This window comes from Ureibacillus aquaedulcis (genome assembly GCF_030418165.1).
GTDB lineage: Bacteria > Bacillota > Bacilli > Bacillales_A > Planococcaceae > Ureibacillus > Ureibacillus aquaedulcis.
Window position 1 is genome coordinate 262,932 of sequence record NZ_JAUHTQ010000003.1, and the last position, 15,791, is coordinate 278,722.

13 protein-coding genes are annotated in these 15,791 nt (G+C 41.7%); 3 read left to right on the forward strand and 10 right to left on the reverse strand.

The features are described from left to right. Nucleotides 1-40: 40 nt before the first annotated feature. The 4 genes from rnr to secG form a co-directional block, all read right to left on the reverse strand. Nucleotides 41-2,473, reverse strand: a complete 2,433-nt coding sequence (gene rnr / locus QYB95_RS06070) for a ribonuclease R (RefSeq protein WP_301137395.1) — start codon at nucleotides 2,471-2,473, stop codon at nucleotides 41-43. 45 nt (nucleotides 2,474-2,518) lie between these two features. Next, nucleotides 2,519-3,268 (reverse strand): alpha/beta hydrolase, encoded by a 750-nt coding sequence (locus QYB95_RS06075; RefSeq protein ID WP_301137396.1) that lies wholly within the window; start codon nucleotides 3,266-3,268, stop codon nucleotides 2,519-2,521. 226 nt (nucleotides 3,269-3,494) lie between these two features. Beyond that, on the reverse strand, nucleotides 3,495-3,725 hold the full coding sequence (locus QYB95_RS06080) for a hypothetical protein (protein WP_301137397.1): 231 nt from the start codon (nucleotides 3,723-3,725) through the stop codon (nucleotides 3,495-3,497). 101 nt (nucleotides 3,726-3,826) lie between these two features. Then, nucleotides 3,827-4,054, reverse strand: a complete 228-nt coding sequence (gene secG / locus QYB95_RS06085; protein WP_301137398.1) for a preprotein translocase subunit SecG — start codon at nucleotides 4,052-4,054, stop codon at nucleotides 3,827-3,829. Nucleotides 4,055-4,408: 354 nt separating this feature from the next. Between secG and QYB95_RS06090 the strand changes: the two genes are divergently transcribed. Together QYB95_RS06090 and QYB95_RS06095 are read left to right on the forward strand one after the other, a co-directional pair. After that, complete coding sequence (locus QYB95_RS06090) at nucleotides 4,409-5,386, forward strand: bile acid:sodium symporter family protein (protein ID WP_301137399.1); 978 nt, start codon at nucleotides 4,409-4,411, stop codon at nucleotides 5,384-5,386. Nucleotides 5,387-5,593: 207 nt separating this feature from the next. After that, nucleotides 5,594-7,273: an alkaline phosphatase gene (locus QYB95_RS06095; RefSeq protein WP_301137400.1), complete on the forward strand. Its 1,680-nt coding sequence runs from the start codon at nucleotides 5,594-5,596 to the stop codon at nucleotides 7,271-7,273. 45 nt (nucleotides 7,274-7,318) lie between these two features. Here QYB95_RS06095 and QYB95_RS06100 read toward each other — a convergent pair whose 3' ends face one another. Then, on the reverse strand, nucleotides 7,319-8,242 hold the full coding sequence (locus tag QYB95_RS06100) for a DMT family transporter (protein WP_301137538.1): 924 nt from the start codon (nucleotides 8,240-8,242) through the stop codon (nucleotides 7,319-7,321). Nucleotides 8,243-8,403: 161 nt separating this feature from the next. Here QYB95_RS06100 and QYB95_RS06105 point away from each other — a divergent pair, with 161 nt between their 5' ends. Beyond that, nucleotides 8,404-8,979, forward strand: a complete 576-nt coding sequence (locus tag QYB95_RS06105; protein ID WP_301137401.1) for a DUF6434 domain-containing protein — start codon at nucleotides 8,404-8,406, stop codon at nucleotides 8,977-8,979. Between the two features lie 515 nt (nucleotides 8,980-9,494). On the opposite strand, the gene eno is transcribed toward QYB95_RS06105, so the two are convergent. The 5 genes from eno to gap form a co-directional block, all read right to left on the reverse strand. After that, nucleotides 9,495-10,787 (reverse strand): phosphopyruvate hydratase, encoded by a 1,293-nt coding sequence (gene eno / locus QYB95_RS06110; protein ID WP_301137402.1) that lies wholly within the window; start codon nucleotides 10,785-10,787, stop codon nucleotides 9,495-9,497. 61 nt (nucleotides 10,788-10,848) lie between these two features. Beyond that, nucleotides 10,849-12,378 carry a 2,3-bisphosphoglycerate-independent phosphoglycerate mutase gene (gpmI, locus tag QYB95_RS06115; protein ID WP_301137403.1) on the reverse strand — a complete coding sequence of 510 codons (1,530 nt, stop codon included), beginning with the start codon at nucleotides 12,376-12,378 and terminating at the stop codon, nucleotides 10,849-10,851. Nucleotides 12,379-12,462: 84 nt separating this feature from the next. Next, nucleotides 12,463-13,218: a triose-phosphate isomerase gene (gene tpiA / locus QYB95_RS06120; protein ID WP_301137404.1), complete on the reverse strand. Its 756-nt coding sequence runs from the start codon at nucleotides 13,216-13,218 to the stop codon at nucleotides 12,463-12,465. Between the two features lie 12 nt (nucleotides 13,219-13,230). Beyond that, the gene (locus QYB95_RS06125) at nucleotides 13,231-14,415 is read right to left on the reverse strand and encodes a phosphoglycerate kinase (protein WP_301137405.1); all 1,185 of its coding nucleotides are present in this window, start codon (nucleotides 14,413-14,415) and stop codon (nucleotides 13,231-13,233) included. A gap of 363 nt (nucleotides 14,416-14,778) precedes the next feature. After that, complete coding sequence (gene gap, locus QYB95_RS06130; RefSeq protein ID WP_301137406.1) at nucleotides 14,779-15,780, reverse strand: type I glyceraldehyde-3-phosphate dehydrogenase; 1,002 nt, start codon at nucleotides 15,778-15,780, stop codon at nucleotides 14,779-14,781. Nucleotides 15,781-15,791 lie beyond the last annotated feature (11 nt).

Below are 15,791 nucleotides of genomic sequence, written 5' to 3' on the forward strand. Positions count from 1 at the left end.
CCCAAGTGCAAGACCTTGCTCACACTTGGGCGTATTCACCTTATCGTTTTTTCGATTTTTTCTTTTTGTTTTTCTTTGCGACACCTTCGTAAAACTTTTGCTTTTGTTTTACTTTGCGTCCGCCAGAGCCTGAACCCCCTGAACCAGAGCCGCCGCCAGATCTACCACCTGGGCCTTTTGATTCTCCACGGCGTCCGCCTCTGCCTTTTTCATCTCTTTCGCCTTCTTTTACGCGGCGTCCACCACGACCTTCTCTGCCTTCACCTTCAGCTCTTCTGCCTGAACCGGCATGAATGACTTTTGGTGCGCTTTTGCGTGTTCGGCCACCATATGATTTCACCATATCGACCACTTCAAAGTCAACGGAGGACTCTTCTATTGTAACATTTGCGACGCGAACCTTCACCTCATCACCAATACGGAAAATGCGGCCCGTGTGTTCCCCGACCATGATCATTTGACGGTCGTCAAAACGATAGTAATCGTCGGTCATATTACTGATGTGGACAAGTCCTTCAATGGTATTCGGCAGCTCCACGAACATCCCGAAGTTTGTAACGGAAGAAACCATTCCTTCGAATTCTTCGCCGATTTTATCGGACATATACTGCGCTTTTTTCAGCGCATCTGTATCACGCTCAGCATCGACTGCACGACGTTCACGATCAGATGTATGGTCTGCAATTTCATCCATTCGCTGTGCCCATTTGAAAGTTGTTTCTTTCGACACATCGCCTTCAATTAAATACGTACGGATCAATCGGTGAACGATTAAGTCCGGGTAACGACGGATTGGTGATGTAAAGTGCGTATAGTAGTCCGTTGATAATCCAAAGTGACCGATGGATTCAGGATAGTACTTCGCTTGTTGCATCGAACGAAGCAGCATTGTCGAGATGACTGGTTCTTCCGGCATTCCCTCGATGGCTTTAATGATTTCCTGCAATGCTTTTGGATGCACTGAGTTTCCTGAACCTTTTACCACTAACCCGAAGTTTGTCACAAATTCAAAGAAGCGTTGCAGTTTCTCTGGTTTTGGGTCTTCGTGGATACGGTAAATGAATGGCACGTTCATCCAGTGGAAATGCTCTGCCACGGTTTCGTTGGCTGCCAGCATGAACTCCTCGATTAAACGCTCGGAAACCGTACGTTCACGAAGGACGATATCCTGTGGCCAGCCTTCTTCATCCACCAACACTTTGGATTCTTTAAAGTCAAAGTCAATCGCACCGCGCTCCATACGTTTATTTCTTAGGATTTCCGCCAAGTCCGCCATATCCTTGAACATCGGCACAAGCTTTTCATAGCGCTCTTTTAACTCTTCATCGTCCTCTTCCAGGATTTTATAAACGTCCGTATATGTCATACGTTCGACTGTTTTAATGACACTTTGGAAGATTTCATGCTCCACTACTCGCCCGTTTTGGTCAATTACCATTTCACAAGAAAGCGTTAAACGGTCCACCTGTGGATTTAACGAACAGATCCCATTCGATAAGCGGTGTGGAATCATCGGAATTACTCGGTCTGTTAAATATACACTTGTCGCACGGTCATAAGCTTCCTCGTCGATAATCGAACCTTCTGTTACGTAATAGCTAACGTCGGCAATGTGAACACCTAATTTGTAAGTGCCATCTTCATTTTTCGTTACCGTTACGGCGTCATCCAAGTCTTTCGCATCGGCACCGTCAATTGTGACGATCATTTGATTACGTAAATCACGGCGACCTACCAAGTCAGCTTCCGTAATTTCATCTGGCACTTCCCCAGCTGCATCCACTACTTCTTGCGGGAACTCAGGCGGAATGCCATGTTTGTAAATGATGGATAAGATATCGACACCCGGATCATTTTTGTGCCCCAGGATTTGCGTAATCATCCCTGTTGCGGATTTGATTTCGTCCGGCCAATTCGTCACTTCCACAACAACTTTGTGGCCATCTACTGCCCCAAGGGAGTCTTCCTTCGTCACGAAAATATCCATATTTAATTTCTTATCATCTGTTACAACAAATCCAAAGCCTCTGTTCGCTTGGTATGTACCGACAAAAGTCGTTTTGCTGCGTTCGATAACCTTTGTGACAGTACCTTCCCGTCGATCACCTGATGTCTCTTTTAATACACGGATGAGCACGATGTCTCCATTCAATGCACCGTTGATTTCATGAGGTGGTATGAAGATATCATCCATGCCTTCTTCTTCAGGCGTTACGAAGCCAAACCCTTTGGCGTGGCCGATAAATTTTCCGCGAAGCAGGTTCATGCGTTCCGGCAGTCCATAGCGGTTGGCACGGGAACGTACAACAAACCCTTCATCCTCCATACGGACAAGTGTCTTAATTAGCTCCTTGAATTCCTCTGCGTCCTCCAATTCAAGGATATCTTCTATTTCATCCACCTTAAGCGGCTTGTAGTCATCTTGTTTCATTAAGTCCAATATACGCAGTTGCAATTCATTTTTTTGTGTCATATATTTTCCCTCCTTTTTGCAATACTAAATGTATGTCTCTTTTGGTTATTCATTTTCCCAATCCAGCGATTGCAAAAATTCATAAACCGTTTCATGCAATAATTGTTTTTCTTTATCCAGCGTGATAACATGCCCGGAATGCTCGAACCATTTGATTTGTTTATTTAAGGATTCTACATCTTCATAAATAGTATGAGCAGAATTCGGGTCAATAATTTCATCATTTTTAGATTGTATGACGAGAATCGGCGCATAGACCATATCGAGCTCTTGTCGCACATCCGTAATGAGCTGTTGCAGTTGGGGTAATGAAGGCATTCCTTTCTCCCGGATCCCTTCAACTTCTTGTTCGATGGTTGGCTCCGATTTTCCTTCAAAACGCTTATAGTCCTTTGCATACTTCAGGACGCCCTGAAACATTGTATCGGTCGATCTCATGGACATCGGCGAACACATCGTAACGATTCCCTTTACAGGCTGCATTAAACTAAGCTTCAATGAAAATACGCCGCCCAAAGATAAGCCCACGACAGCGATTTCATCGTAGCCGGCTTCCTTTAAAGTTGTATACCCTTTTTTCACATCTTCCCACCAATCATCAGGAGAAGTTTCGATCAGATGCTCAGGTGGTACGCCATGCCCTTTGTAGTGAGGTGCGTGGCAAGTATAGCCCTGCTTTTCCAAAAAGCGCCCAAGCATCCGCACATCCGAAGAGCTCCCCGAAAATCCATGTAATAGTAGGACCGCACGTTTCCCTGCTTCAAAGAAAAATGGTTTGATTTCCGTATTACGCATTTGTTACGCCCTCCAAGAATTTCATATGTATACAGTATTTTCTCCTATTATTATAAATCAAAACACATACGGCTTGTTGTTTGGGGGCTTATAATTTTATATAGGTAGAAATTGGGGGTAGTTGGTTGTGAATTTGGGTGTTTTAGTGGCGAGTTTGGATTAGTTACTTGCGAGTTTGAAGCTCTTACTTGCGTTATTACCCCAGTTACTTGCGAATTTTTGCATATTACTTGCCACTTACGTTTTTACTTACGTATTTTGGCGCTTTACTTGTGAGTTTAACCAGTTTACTTGCGGGTTTAAACGATATAGTTGCACCTTCGCTTTTACGTGCGAGTTTGTCCACTTTACGTGCGAGTTCGACCCATTTACGTACGGGTTTCCTCACTTTTCGTGCGACTTTCCCTTTTACGTGCGAGTTCATCCCATTTACGTGCGACTCCACAAACCTAACCAAAATCCACCTCACCTACCTAACTCTGGTAACTTTCCAAATTAAATGAAAACGCCTAACCATGCTCGGTTAGGCGTTGCATTCTTTATGAATCAAACTATTCGTTATATTTTTACGATTGCTAAAGTTAAGATAAAGAATAGAACTGCAAGAACGATTGTTATTCTATGTAAGACTAGCTCCATACCTCTTGCTTTCTGTTTACCGAAAAGTTGTTCAGCTCCACCCGAGATGGCACCTGATAATCCTGCGCTTTTCCCTGATTGCAATAATACAATCACGATCAATGCAAGGCTTACGATAATTAGTAATGTTAATAACAAAGTATGCATAACTCCACCTCCTGAAAATAGAAACTTCACAACAAGGTACAGTATAGCAAAAATAGTATGAAAATACAATATTGTGGTGACAAGATGATTGACAAAAGTCTCATCCTTCCTATTTATTATCATGCCCATGTGAACTCCATACCAAATTGATTAACTCTATTTAATTAATAAAAATCTATAAAACCTACTATAAATAAGCCATCCTCCCATTTAACTAGGTTAACACTATTGCTAAGTTAATAATGTTTTATTCTCTCTTTCTCAAAATTAAACTAATTTTTCTGAATTTTATTGTAATTCCGAAATTAATATCATAGAATGAGTAACAATATATCGAAAAGGGGTTACATCAGTATGAATACTTTACAAAAAATCGGGAAATTCGCCGGTGATACGTTTGCTATCTGGGTTTTGGTCGCCGCCGGACTTGCTATATGGATGCCGGAAAACTTCACATGGATCGGCAATTATATTACTTTATTGCTAGGAATCGTTATGTTCGGCATGGGGATGACGCTAAAGTTAGATGACTTCAAACTCATCTTAAAAGAACCAAAAGGGGTTATCATTGGAATTGTCTCTCAATTCGTTATTATGCCTTCTTTAGCCTTTGCATTGGCCAAGATTTTTCAACTGGCGCCTGAAGTTGCAGTTGGTGTTATTTTGGTAGGATGTTGCCCTGGAGGAACATCTTCCAACGTAATCACATTCTTATCAAAAGGAAATACAGCCCTTTCTGTTACAATTACTTCATGTACAACATTATTGGCTCCATTTGTAACACCTGCATTAATTTATTTATTGGCAAGCGAATGGTTGCCGGTATCGTTCTCGGCAATGTTTATGTCAGTTGTTCAAGTAGTATTGATTCCTATTATTCTAGGGATTGTCGCACAATTCTTGTTCAAGCCGGTTGTAGCAAAAGGTGCAGAAATTTTGCCGACTGTTTCCGTTGTGGCCATTGTCCTGATTGTAGCAGCTGTAGTAAGCGGAAGTCGCGACCGTATCTTGGAAACAGGGTTAACAATTTTCGCCATCGTTATCTTGCATAACGGCTTAGGCTATCTATTAGGTTATTTAGTAGGAAAACTATTCAAAATGAAATATGAAGATAAAAAAGCAATTGCCGTGGAAGTAGGTATGCAAAACTCCGGCCTGGGTGCACAGCTTGCCATGGCACATTTTGATCCTGTAGCCGCCGTTCCAAGTGCCATCTTCAGCTTCTGGCACAATATCTCGGGTCCAATTCTGGCAACCTACTGGAGTTCACGAGCAGCCCGGTTAGAAAAGAATAAAAATCAACCAGAAATTCCGGAAGTCGCAAAAGCATAACGAAGAAGGATTATCACACGAACTGTTGTGGTAGTCCTTTTTATTTATCACTCTATTAATCTCCTACCTCTTTCATTTCCTCCTAATTTACAATATAAAACAGTCATTTACATTACTTAACAATGTTTTACAATCTTGAAACGCTTTCTAAATAACTATCCCCTAGAATAAGAATCGAAAATACTATTCTATTAGGAGGATTCATTTATGCCAGGTTTACAAAAAAAGTGGTTATCAGCAGCTTTAGTAGGAACACTTGCTTTATCTTCTCTAAGTATTGCAGCGGTAAATGCTCAAGGGAATGGAAATGGGAACGGAAACGGTAATGGAAAAGGGAACGCAAACGACAAGAATGCTGAAAGTGCAAAAAATGTCATCATGTTAGTGATGGACGGCAGCAGTGATAATGTTAGCTCGATTGCTCGTTGGTACAAGGGCGAAAGCTTGGCTATAGATAAAATTTTAACTGGCGGTGTTCGTACGTATTCAGCTGAATCTGCTATTACGGACTCTGCACCAGCTGGAACAGCGCTAGCGACAGGAAATAAATCTAACAGTGGCTACGTAGGAGTTCTGCCTTCTCTTGTAAATACCCCAGGAGTTGACCAAGTCGCTGAAGAAGATGCATTCAAGCCTGTTGCAAACGTATTGGAAGGAGCAAAACAGACTGGACGAGCAACTGGTGTGATTTCTACTTCAGAAATCCAGCACGCCACTCCTGCTGCGTTCTCTTCACACGTGACAAAACGTTCAAACTATGATGATATCGCGGAACAGCAAGTCTACCAAAATATCGATGTAATACTTGGCGGCGGAAGTGACCCATTAAACGAAACACGTAAAGATGGGGACAACCTATTAAATGTTATTGAAGAAAAAGATTACGATTACGTAACGACTCGCGACGAATTACTAGCATCGGATTCCGATAAAATCTGGGGAAGCTTTGCTCCGACTGCATTAGCCTATGATCTAGATCGCGAAAAAACAAAACCTGAGGAACCAACTCTAGCTGCAATGACTGAAAAGGCTATCGATACTTTAAGTCAAGATAAGGACGGATTCTTCCTAGCGGTTGAAGGAAGTAAAATCGACTGGGCTGCACATGCAAATGATCCAATCGGTATGGTTACTGATTTCCTGGCATTTGATGATGCCGTAGCGGAAGCGTTGGAATTCGCTGAGCAAGATGGAGAAACGCTAGTAATTGCTGTAACAGACCACGGTAACGGCGGGATTACGCTTGGTAATGTAAATACAGATTCTACTTACGATACAACACCAGTTTCTGCTTATATCGATCCTTTAAAAGAAGCAACAATGACTGTTGAAGGAGCTTTAAGTTTACTTAAAGAAGATAAATCGAATTTAGAAGAAGTAGCAGCTAGCTATGGATTGAAAAATTTAACTGCTGAAGAATCACAAGCATTAGAAACAAGCGAAGACCTAGGTACTACACTTGTACAACTACTATCTAATCGTGCAAATATCGGCTTCACGACTGGTGGACATACAGGAGATGACGTATTCTTATATTCTTACGGTCCTGCTCACCCAACAGGTTTAGTAGATAATACAGATTTAGCTCATACAATGGCTAGTGCAATGGGCTTCAATCTAGATGATTTATCGAATGAATTCTTCGTGGATGCACAAGCTGAATTCGAAAAATTAGGCTATACGACTACAATTGATAAAACAGACGAAAATAACCCAGTGTTTGTGGCAACGAACAATAACCGCACAATCACTATCCCGGAAAACAGAAATACAGTAACGATTCAAAACGGTAATTCTGCTGGAAACACGCGTGAATTTGATACTGTAACAGTATACAATGATAACAAATTCTTCATCTCTGATGAAATGTTAAAATTCGCTAAGTAAAAAGTAAAAGCAATGCTTGAGATCGGTCTCAGGCATTGCTTTTTTTCATGCTTTATTCTGGCCATACGCTATGTCCTCTACTTTCTGTTTCCTTTTCTTCAGCCATTCTTCTACTCCACCCGTCCCTATCAAGACACCCATGATGATTAACAGACAGCCAAAGATTTGGGAAAGATGCATCTCTTCACTTAAAATGACTACTGCACCGATTAAGGCAAATATCGTACTCAGGTTGTTAAAAATTGCTGTTTCCGCTGTCCCGATTCTTTTAATCATCGAGTTATAAAGACTATGTCCAACGGCTGTTGCAAAGATTGCCGAGAATAAAAATACCGCCCATAGTTTCCCGTCCAAATCTCTGAAGGCAGCAAACGATGCAGGTGTTGTTACAACGTTATACAGAATCATCATCATCGAACCCATTGTCAGCATATACGCTGTCAGCACAATAGGTGGAATACTTAATGTGATGCGGCGAATGATGAAAAAGCTAAAGGCTTGAACAATGATTGACCCTAATACATAGACGTCTCCTAAAACAAATGCCGTCACGGCGTTCACATCATCTACCACTGCAATCACAATGCCTAAAAAACCTATCACGAACCCGGTGAATCTAAGCTTTGTTAACGAAGTTGCTCTTGTTGCAACCGCAATTATCGCTGTAATCAACGGCGCTAATCCAAGGATAAGTGAAGTTTTTACTGCAGACGTTTGTTCGATGCCCGCTGCCAGTAAGGAGTGATGCGCAATGACCCCCAACATAGTAGCCAGCAGCGCCAATTTCCAGGGCATTTCTTTATATACGATTTTCTTTCTCATCACAAGCAAGATGAGAAACAACGTGATTCCTGCAAGAAAAATTCGTGTCCCTTGCATGACAAGAGGCGGAATATCAAACACCATCAATTTTAAAAGGGACACATTAATGCCCCATAAGAACATTGTGAAAATCATGATTCCATACACTTTCAGCAAGATGATTCCCTCCTCCGGAAGTTTATAGGAAAACTCTTCATTTAGATTACTACACCATTATACTTTACCTGGGATTTATTTCATTATTTATTTTTGTAATATTGAATCATAGGAACATTTGTTCTATAATATAGTTAAAGGAAGTGTTGTGAATGAGGCCAAAGCTAACGAAAGAGATAACCATTCAAAATTTTAACGATTTTTACTGGTTAAAAGAAGAACTTCAAACTTTTTGCAGGGAAAACGGGTTGAGCGCATCAGGCTCAAAGAATGATATTTCGGCCCGGATTGAAATATTTCTTCGTACAGGAGAGAGTACAAAACCAATCAGAAAGACAAGAGCAAACAAGAAGCTTGAACCTCAAGTCACTTTAAGTCTCGATACCATCATTACGGAGAACCATCGTTGCAGCCAGGATGTGAGGGCGTTTTTCAAATCAGTGATCCCTAAATTTCATTTCTCTACCTACATTCAAGACTATTTTAAAAACAATGTCGGCAAAACATATCGTGATGTTGTAGATGCTTGGTATGAGGAAGCAGAGCGAATAAAAGACCCCTCCTACAAGAAAGACATCGCCCCGCAATTTGAATACAATCAGTTCATTCGTTACTTTTTTGCCGATCCTACAAATCAATCAAAAAGCCGTGAAGAAGCAATTAATGCCTGGAATGAAATTAAGAAGCTCCCTGGAAGCAATAAATATCTAAAGTTCCATGACAGCTAGTTGAAGGTATTCTGCTACGACTGAAGATTATGGATAATGCTTTTTCAACAAGTTCAAATTAAAGGAATTAAATGAAATTACAGGAGTGTGGTTAAGATTTTCTTCACTTTTTCAGTCGTCCTATTTATCTTTTTAATCATGGCTCTCTTTTTAACCTATAAGAAAACATGGAAAATGAATATGCTTATTTGGGGTTTATTTGGATTTATTTCATCACCTATTATTGGTTATTTATTTATAAGAATCCCTCAATATTTAACAAAAGATGATTGGTCTGGATTAATTGGCCTAAGTCTATTTCCTATTCTCGAATTGATTTCAATGATCATGATTATTTTTGGTGCCGTCGCCTTATTAAGGGAAAAAAGAATAAAAAAACAGAATGGTTGAATACAACGTTTAAGGGAAACTTCTTAGTTTTTAGATAAGCACCCTTGCCCCCATTGCTACGGACTCCTCAAAATGTAAAAAACCACCCGATTCCTCTTGAATCAGGTGGCCATGAAAAGATTATCTTATCGTAAGTTATAGAATGATTTTAACCCAAGGTATTGGCTTGTTTGTGCCAATTGATCTTCGATGCGAAGAAGTTGGTTGTATTTTGCTACGCGGTCTGTACGAGATGGTGCACCTGTTTTAATTTGACCAGCATTTGTTGCTACTGCGATATCCGCGATTGTCGCATCTTCTGATTCACCAGAGCGGTGAGAAATTACAGCCGTGTAACCTGCACGTTTTGCCATTTCGATTGCATCAAATGTTTCCGTTAATGTACCGATTTGGTTTACTTTGATCAGGATGGAGTTCCCTACGCCTTGCTCAATTCCTTGAGATAGTTTATTTGTGTTGGTTACAAATAAGTCATCCCCTACAAGTTGAACACGTTTGCCGATGCGTTCTGTTAATAGCTTATGGCCAGCCCAGTCGTTTTCATCCAGACCATCTTCAATTGAGATGATTGGGTATTTTGAAGTTAGCTCTTCATACCAATCAACCATTTCTTCAGATGTTTTCACGACACCTTCACCTTCTAGGTGGTACTTGCCATCTTCTTTATTGAATAGTTCTGAAGATGCCACGTCCATAGCCAGCTGCACTTCTTCACCAGCTTTGTAGCCAGCTTTTTCAATAGCTTCTAAAATAACTGTGATTGCTTCTTCGTTTGAACCCAAGTTTGGAGCGAATCCACCTTCGTCCCCTACAGCCGTGTTGTAACCTTTGTCTTTTAACACCGCTTTTAAGCTATGGAAGATTTCAGCACCGATGCGTAATGCATGACGGAACGATTCAGCACCTACCGGCATCACCATAAATTCTTGAATGTCCACGTTATTATCAGCGTGCGCACCGCCATTTAAGATGTTCATCATCGGCACTGGCAGTTGTTTTGCATTTACGCCGCCAAGGTATTGGTATAAAGGAATATCCAGGTAATCTGCTGCTGCATGCGCAACCGCCAAAGAAACACCAAGAATTGCATTCGCCCCTAGTTTCCCTTTGTTTTCAGTACCATCCAATTCAATTAAAGCCTTGTCAATTACTACTTGATCCAGAACCGAATAGTTGCCTTCCAATTCTTCCGCAATAATTGTATTAACGTTTTCTACTGCTTGTAAAACACCTTTACCCAGATAGCGGGATTTGTCTCCATCGCGTAATTCCACTGCTTCATATTCACCTGTTGATGCACCTGATGGTACGATGGCACGGCCAAATGCACCTGACTCTGTAAATACTTCTACTTCCACTGTTGGATTTCCGCGTGAATCTAATACTTCGCGAGCATAAACTTGTGTAATAAATGGCATAATTAAACTCCTTTATTTTTCAATAGTCTTTTATACTTCTACCAGGTCCACTCACTGTCAATCAGTCAAATAGTGGTGTCCCTGTCATTTCCTGTGGTTGTTTTACATTTAATAATTTTAGCATAGTTGGCGCAAGATCGGCTAAAATCCCACCATCCCGCACGTTTATATCGGCCTTTGTCACAATGACCGGCACAGGGTTGGTTGTATGGGCCGTCATTGGTTCACCCTCTAACGTTAGCACTTCATCAGAGTTTCCATGGTCCGCCGTGATAATCGCCGCTCCACCTTTCGCAAGGATGGCATCCACCACTCTTCCTAAACATTCATCGACTGTTTCGATGGCCTTGATCGTAGGGATGAGCAATCCACTATGACCAACCATGTCCGGATTGGCAAAGTTTAAAATGATGGCATCGAATTTATCGTCTTCAATTTCTGCGACCAAGGCATCCGTCACTTCGTAGGCACTCATCTCAGGTTTTAGATCATATGTAGCAACCTTGGGTGAAGCGATCAAGATTCGCTCTTCGCCTGGGAACTTTTCTTCACGTCCCCCACTCATAAAGAAGGTTACATGGGGATATTTTTCAGTTTCCGCGATTCTAAGCTGTGACAAACCACTTCTTGAAATGACTTCACCGACAGTATTCACCAAATCGATATTTTCAAACGCCACCTCAGCATTTACATCCCCGCTGTAGTGAGTGAAGGTTACAAATTTTAAATTTGTCGGATGCTTCTCGGATAGCTTGAAACCGATAAACTGATCATTCGTAAATACCGTGGAAAGCTGGATTGCACGATCAGGTCGGAAGTTAAAGAAGACTACCGCATCATTCGTATCGACTGTTGCAACAGGCTGCCCTTCTTCCGTAATGACAAAAGGAATGACGAACTCATCCGTTACTTCCCTTTCATAAGAAGATTCTACCCCAATTTTGGCAGATGCCGCGGTTTGCGCAATACCATCCACCAGTGCATTATAGGATAATTGGACACGTTCCCAGCGCTTGTCGCGATCCATTGCATAGTAGCGGCCATGAATGGATGCAAACTTCCCAACACCGATTTCTTCCATTTGTTTTTGCGTCTCTTCAATATAGCCGAGCGCCGTTGTTGGGCCAACATCACGGCCATCCAGGAAGCCATGCACATACACTTCTTCCAGGCCATTGGCCTTCGCTAATCGAAGCAAAGCGAAAAGATGTTCATAATGACTATGAACGCCGCCATCGGATAATAAGCCCATTAAATGCAGCTTGGAGTTATTAGCTTTAGCATGCTCGACTGCAGCCAAGAACTTTTCATTTTTGTGGAATTCACCATCGCGAATTGCTTTATGAATGCGCGTCAGGCTTTGGTAGACAATCCGTCCGGCACCAATGTTCAGGTGCCCCACTTCTGAATTCCCCATTTGACCATCCGGCAGGCCAACTGCTTCCCCACTCGCAGTTAATGTTGAGTGGGGAAACTGCGACCAGTAACGGTCAAAATTTGGTTTCTTGCTTTGTGCCACCGCATTTCCGAATAATTCATCGCGAAAAGCGAAGCCATCTAGAATAATTAATGCAACAGGTTGTTTAGGCATCTGTTTCTACGCCTCCAATATGTTTACTCCGCTCTTTAATTGACGGAAAATCTAATTGCCAAAAGTCCGGATTTCGTCCGGTGTTTATTGAACTTTGTTTAATAAAGCCAGATAAGAGTCTTGGTCCAGGCTTGCTCCACCGACAAGAGCTCCATCAATATGTTCTTTTGAAAGTAATTCCTCGATATTCTCCGGTTTCACGCTGCCGCCATATTGAATACGAATACTTTCTGCCGTTTCTTTCCCGTAAAGTCCTTCTACTACTTCACGGATTTTACCGCACACGGCATTCGCATCGTCAGCCGTTGCTGTTTTGCCGGTACCGATTGCCCAGATTGGTTCATAGGCAATGACCATATGATTTACTTCTTCCGGTGTAAAACCTTTCAATGCAGCAGTTACTTGGGAAGAAACCTTCTCTTCCGTTTTCTGTGCTTCACGTTCTTCCAGTGTTTCGCCACAGCAAATAATCGGCACGATGCCGTTCGTTAATGCTGCTCGTACTTTTTTATTCACTGCTTCATCCGTTTCGTTGAAATACTCGCGGCGTTCCGAATGTCCCAAAATCACGTAGTCAACGTTGATTGAAGCCAGTTGTGACGGACTGATTTCACCAGTAAAGGCACCTTCATTTTCATAATGCATATTTTGGGCACCGATGGCTAGATCTGTTTCCAGCGCTATATCGACTAATGTGGGCAGAAAAATTGCCGGGGCACAGATGACAGCATCCACTTTTTCTTCTGATGGGACTTTTTCGCGTACAGCTTCTGTAAATTTTACTGCCTCGTCAAATGTCTTGAACATTTTCCAGTTTCCAGCAATGATGGGTTTACGCATGAAAATGCCTCCTTATTTATCGTTTAGGGCTACAATTCCTGGAAGTGCTTTCCCTTCCATTAACTCAAGGGAAGCCCCTCCGCCTGTAGAGATGTGATCCATTTGATCGGCAACCTCGAATTTCTCGACAGCTGCAGCGGAATCACCGCCACCGATAATTGTATAGCCTTCTGTTTCTGCCATGGCAGCAGCCACTGTTTTGGTACCGTTTGCGAATTTCTCCATTTCAAAGACACCCATTGGACCATTCCAGATGATTAGTTTTGATTCCTTGATAATGGAAGCATAGTGTTCTGCTGTTTTTGGCCCGATATCCAGACCCATCCATTCTTCAGGAATCTCTTCTATCTCCACGATTTTCGTTTCGGCATCTTTCGAGAATTCGTTTGCTACGACGGCATCCATCGGCATATGGAGCTGTACGCCCTTTTCTTTTGCCTTTTCGATGAAACTTTTTGCCAAGTCGATTTTATCTTCTTCCAATAGAGATTTTCCGATGGAATGGCCTTGCGCCTTCACAAATGTAAAGGATAATCCGCCACCGATGATCAGGTGATCTACTTTATCCAGAAGGTTTTCAATGACACCGATTTTGTCCTTCACTTTCGCTCCACCAATAATCGCCGTAAATGGTCTTTCCGGATTAGATAATGCTTTACCCAGTACATCTAATTCTTTTTCCATTAGTAAGCCTGATACTGCCGGGACATGCTTTGCAATCCCTTCGGTAGAAGCATGTGCTCGGTGAGCTGCGCCAAAAGCATCATTCACATAGATGTCTGCCAATTTCGCGAAAGATTTCGATAATTCTTCATCGTTTTTCTCTTCACCTTTATGGAATCGAACATTTTCTAATAGGACGATGTCGCCTTCTTGCATAGTTGCAACTGTATTTTCTACTTCCGCCCCAATGGATTCGTCCAATTTGATTACTTGCTGGCCAGTCAGTTGGGAGAGATGTTTGCCCACTTGCGTTAAACGCATATCTTCATTTACTTCGCCTTTTGGACGTCCTAAATGAGAAGCAAGGATGACTTTTGCTCCTGACTCGACCAGTTGCTTGATCGTTGGAATGGCTGCACGAATTCGTGTATCATCCGTAATCTCGCCATTTTCCATCGGCACATTGAAATCTACTCTTACAAATACTCGTTTCCCTTTTACTTCTACATCATTCATCGTCTTCTTTACAAACATTGAAGAAAACCCTCCTTCAAATAGTGGTTCGATTCACTTTTTAACTGCCTTTATACTATTTCCCGCATTTGGAAGGAATAAAGCGTCTCCTTTATCCTTTCCTTGCGTTTTTAGAAAAACTAATTCATCGCATTCAGCGACATCTTTATTATGCGTTGATAAGTGCCGCCTTCACTGTAAAAAAAAGCGATGGGCAGTTTTATCCATCGCTTCCTTTACCCTCCATTATTATAAATGGTAACATTTATAAAGGCTATACTTTTCACTTACTATAAGCTAAATATGTCATAACAAATTGACACATTGTGTTACTTCATAAGAAAAAGTATGACACATTAAATTTTCGCCAGTTAGAATGGATTATTATTTTTGTGTAATATAAGAAGCTAAATCCATTAAACGGTTTGAGTAACCTACTTCATTATCATACCACGCAAGTACTTTTACCATATTGTCATCCATCACCATTGTTGATAAACCATCAACAGTAGATGAATGTGGGTTTCCGTTATAGTCGATTGACACTAACGGCAATTCGTTATAGTCAAGGATGCCTTTTAACTCCCCACCTGCCGCTTCTTTTAATGCATTATTAATGTCTTTAACCGTTACGGATGGTGCATTTAACTCTACAACAAGGTCAACACACGATACATTCGGTGTTGGGACACGCATAGAGAAACCATCCAATTTTCCTTTTAACTGCGGAAGTACTTTTGATACTGCCACTGCCGCACCTGTAGTTGTCGGAATCATTGATACGGCACCCGCACGCGCACGTCTTGGATCATCATGTGGGAAGTCCAGGATGCGCTGGTCATTTGTATAAGAGTGAATTGTTGTCATCATGCCGCGTTTAATGCCGAACTTCTCATCCAGAACTTTTGCCACCGGAGATAGACAGTTTGTTGTACATGAAGCATTTGAAATGACATCTTCTGATGCCGAATAATTTGTATGGTTTACGCCCATTACATAAGTCGGCATATCGCCTTTTGCAGGAGCTGAAAGAATCGCTTTTTTCGCACCGGCCTGCACATGTTTTGAAACTTCTTCCATTGAACGGAATCGTCCCGTTGACTCAATGACTACATCGATATCCAGCTCGCCCCATGGCAAGTCTGCAGGATTTTTTTCGGATAGTACTTGAACTTTTACACCATCCACGATGAAAGCATTGTCTTCTGATTGTACATCCGCATCGAAAACACCATGAACAGAATCATACTTCAAAAGATGCGCAAGTTGATGTGCATCCGATAGGTCGTTTACTGCTACAACTTCAAAGTCGCTATTTTTGATTGCTTCACGAAATACCAGTCTTCCAATACGTCCAAACCCGTTAATCGCAATTTTGATTGCCATATCAATTTCCT

Coding starts and splice junctions, on each gene's coding strand:
- secG (WP_301137398.1), bottom strand. CDS start 4,054: ATGCATACTTTGTTATTAACATTACTAATTATCGTAAGCCTTGCATTG.
- rnr (WP_301137395.1), bottom strand. CDS start 2,473: ATGACACAAAAAAATGAATTGCAACTGCGTATATTGGACTTAATGAAA.
- QYB95_RS06075 (WP_301137396.1), bottom strand. CDS start 3,268: ATGCGTAATACGGAAATCAAACCATTTTTCTTTGAAGCAGGGAAACGT.
- tpiA (WP_301137404.1), bottom strand. CDS start 13,218: ATGCGTAAACCCATCATTGCTGGAAACTGGAAAATGTTCAAGACATTT.
- QYB95_RS06090 (WP_301137399.1), top strand. CDS start 4,409: ATGAATACTTTACAAAAAATCGGGAAATTCGCCGGTGATACGTTTGCT.
- QYB95_RS06125 (WP_301137405.1), bottom strand. CDS start 14,415: ATGTTTGTAAAGAAGACGATGAATGATGTAGAAGTAAAAGGGAAACGA.
- eno (WP_301137402.1), bottom strand. CDS start 10,787: ATGCCATTTATTACACAAGTTTATGCTCGCGAAGTATTAGATTCACGC.
- gpmI (WP_301137403.1), bottom strand. CDS start 12,378: ATGCCTAAACAACCTGTTGCATTAATTATTCTAGATGGCTTCGCTTTT.
- gap (WP_301137406.1), bottom strand. CDS start 15,780: ATGGCAATCAAAATTGCGATTAACGGGTTTGGACGTATTGGAAGACTG.
- QYB95_RS06105 (WP_301137401.1), top strand. CDS start 8,404: ATGAGGCCAAAGCTAACGAAAGAGATAACCATTCAAAATTTTAACGAT.
- QYB95_RS06095 (WP_301137400.1), top strand. CDS start 5,594: ATGCCAGGTTTACAAAAAAAGTGGTTATCAGCAGCTTTAGTAGGAACA.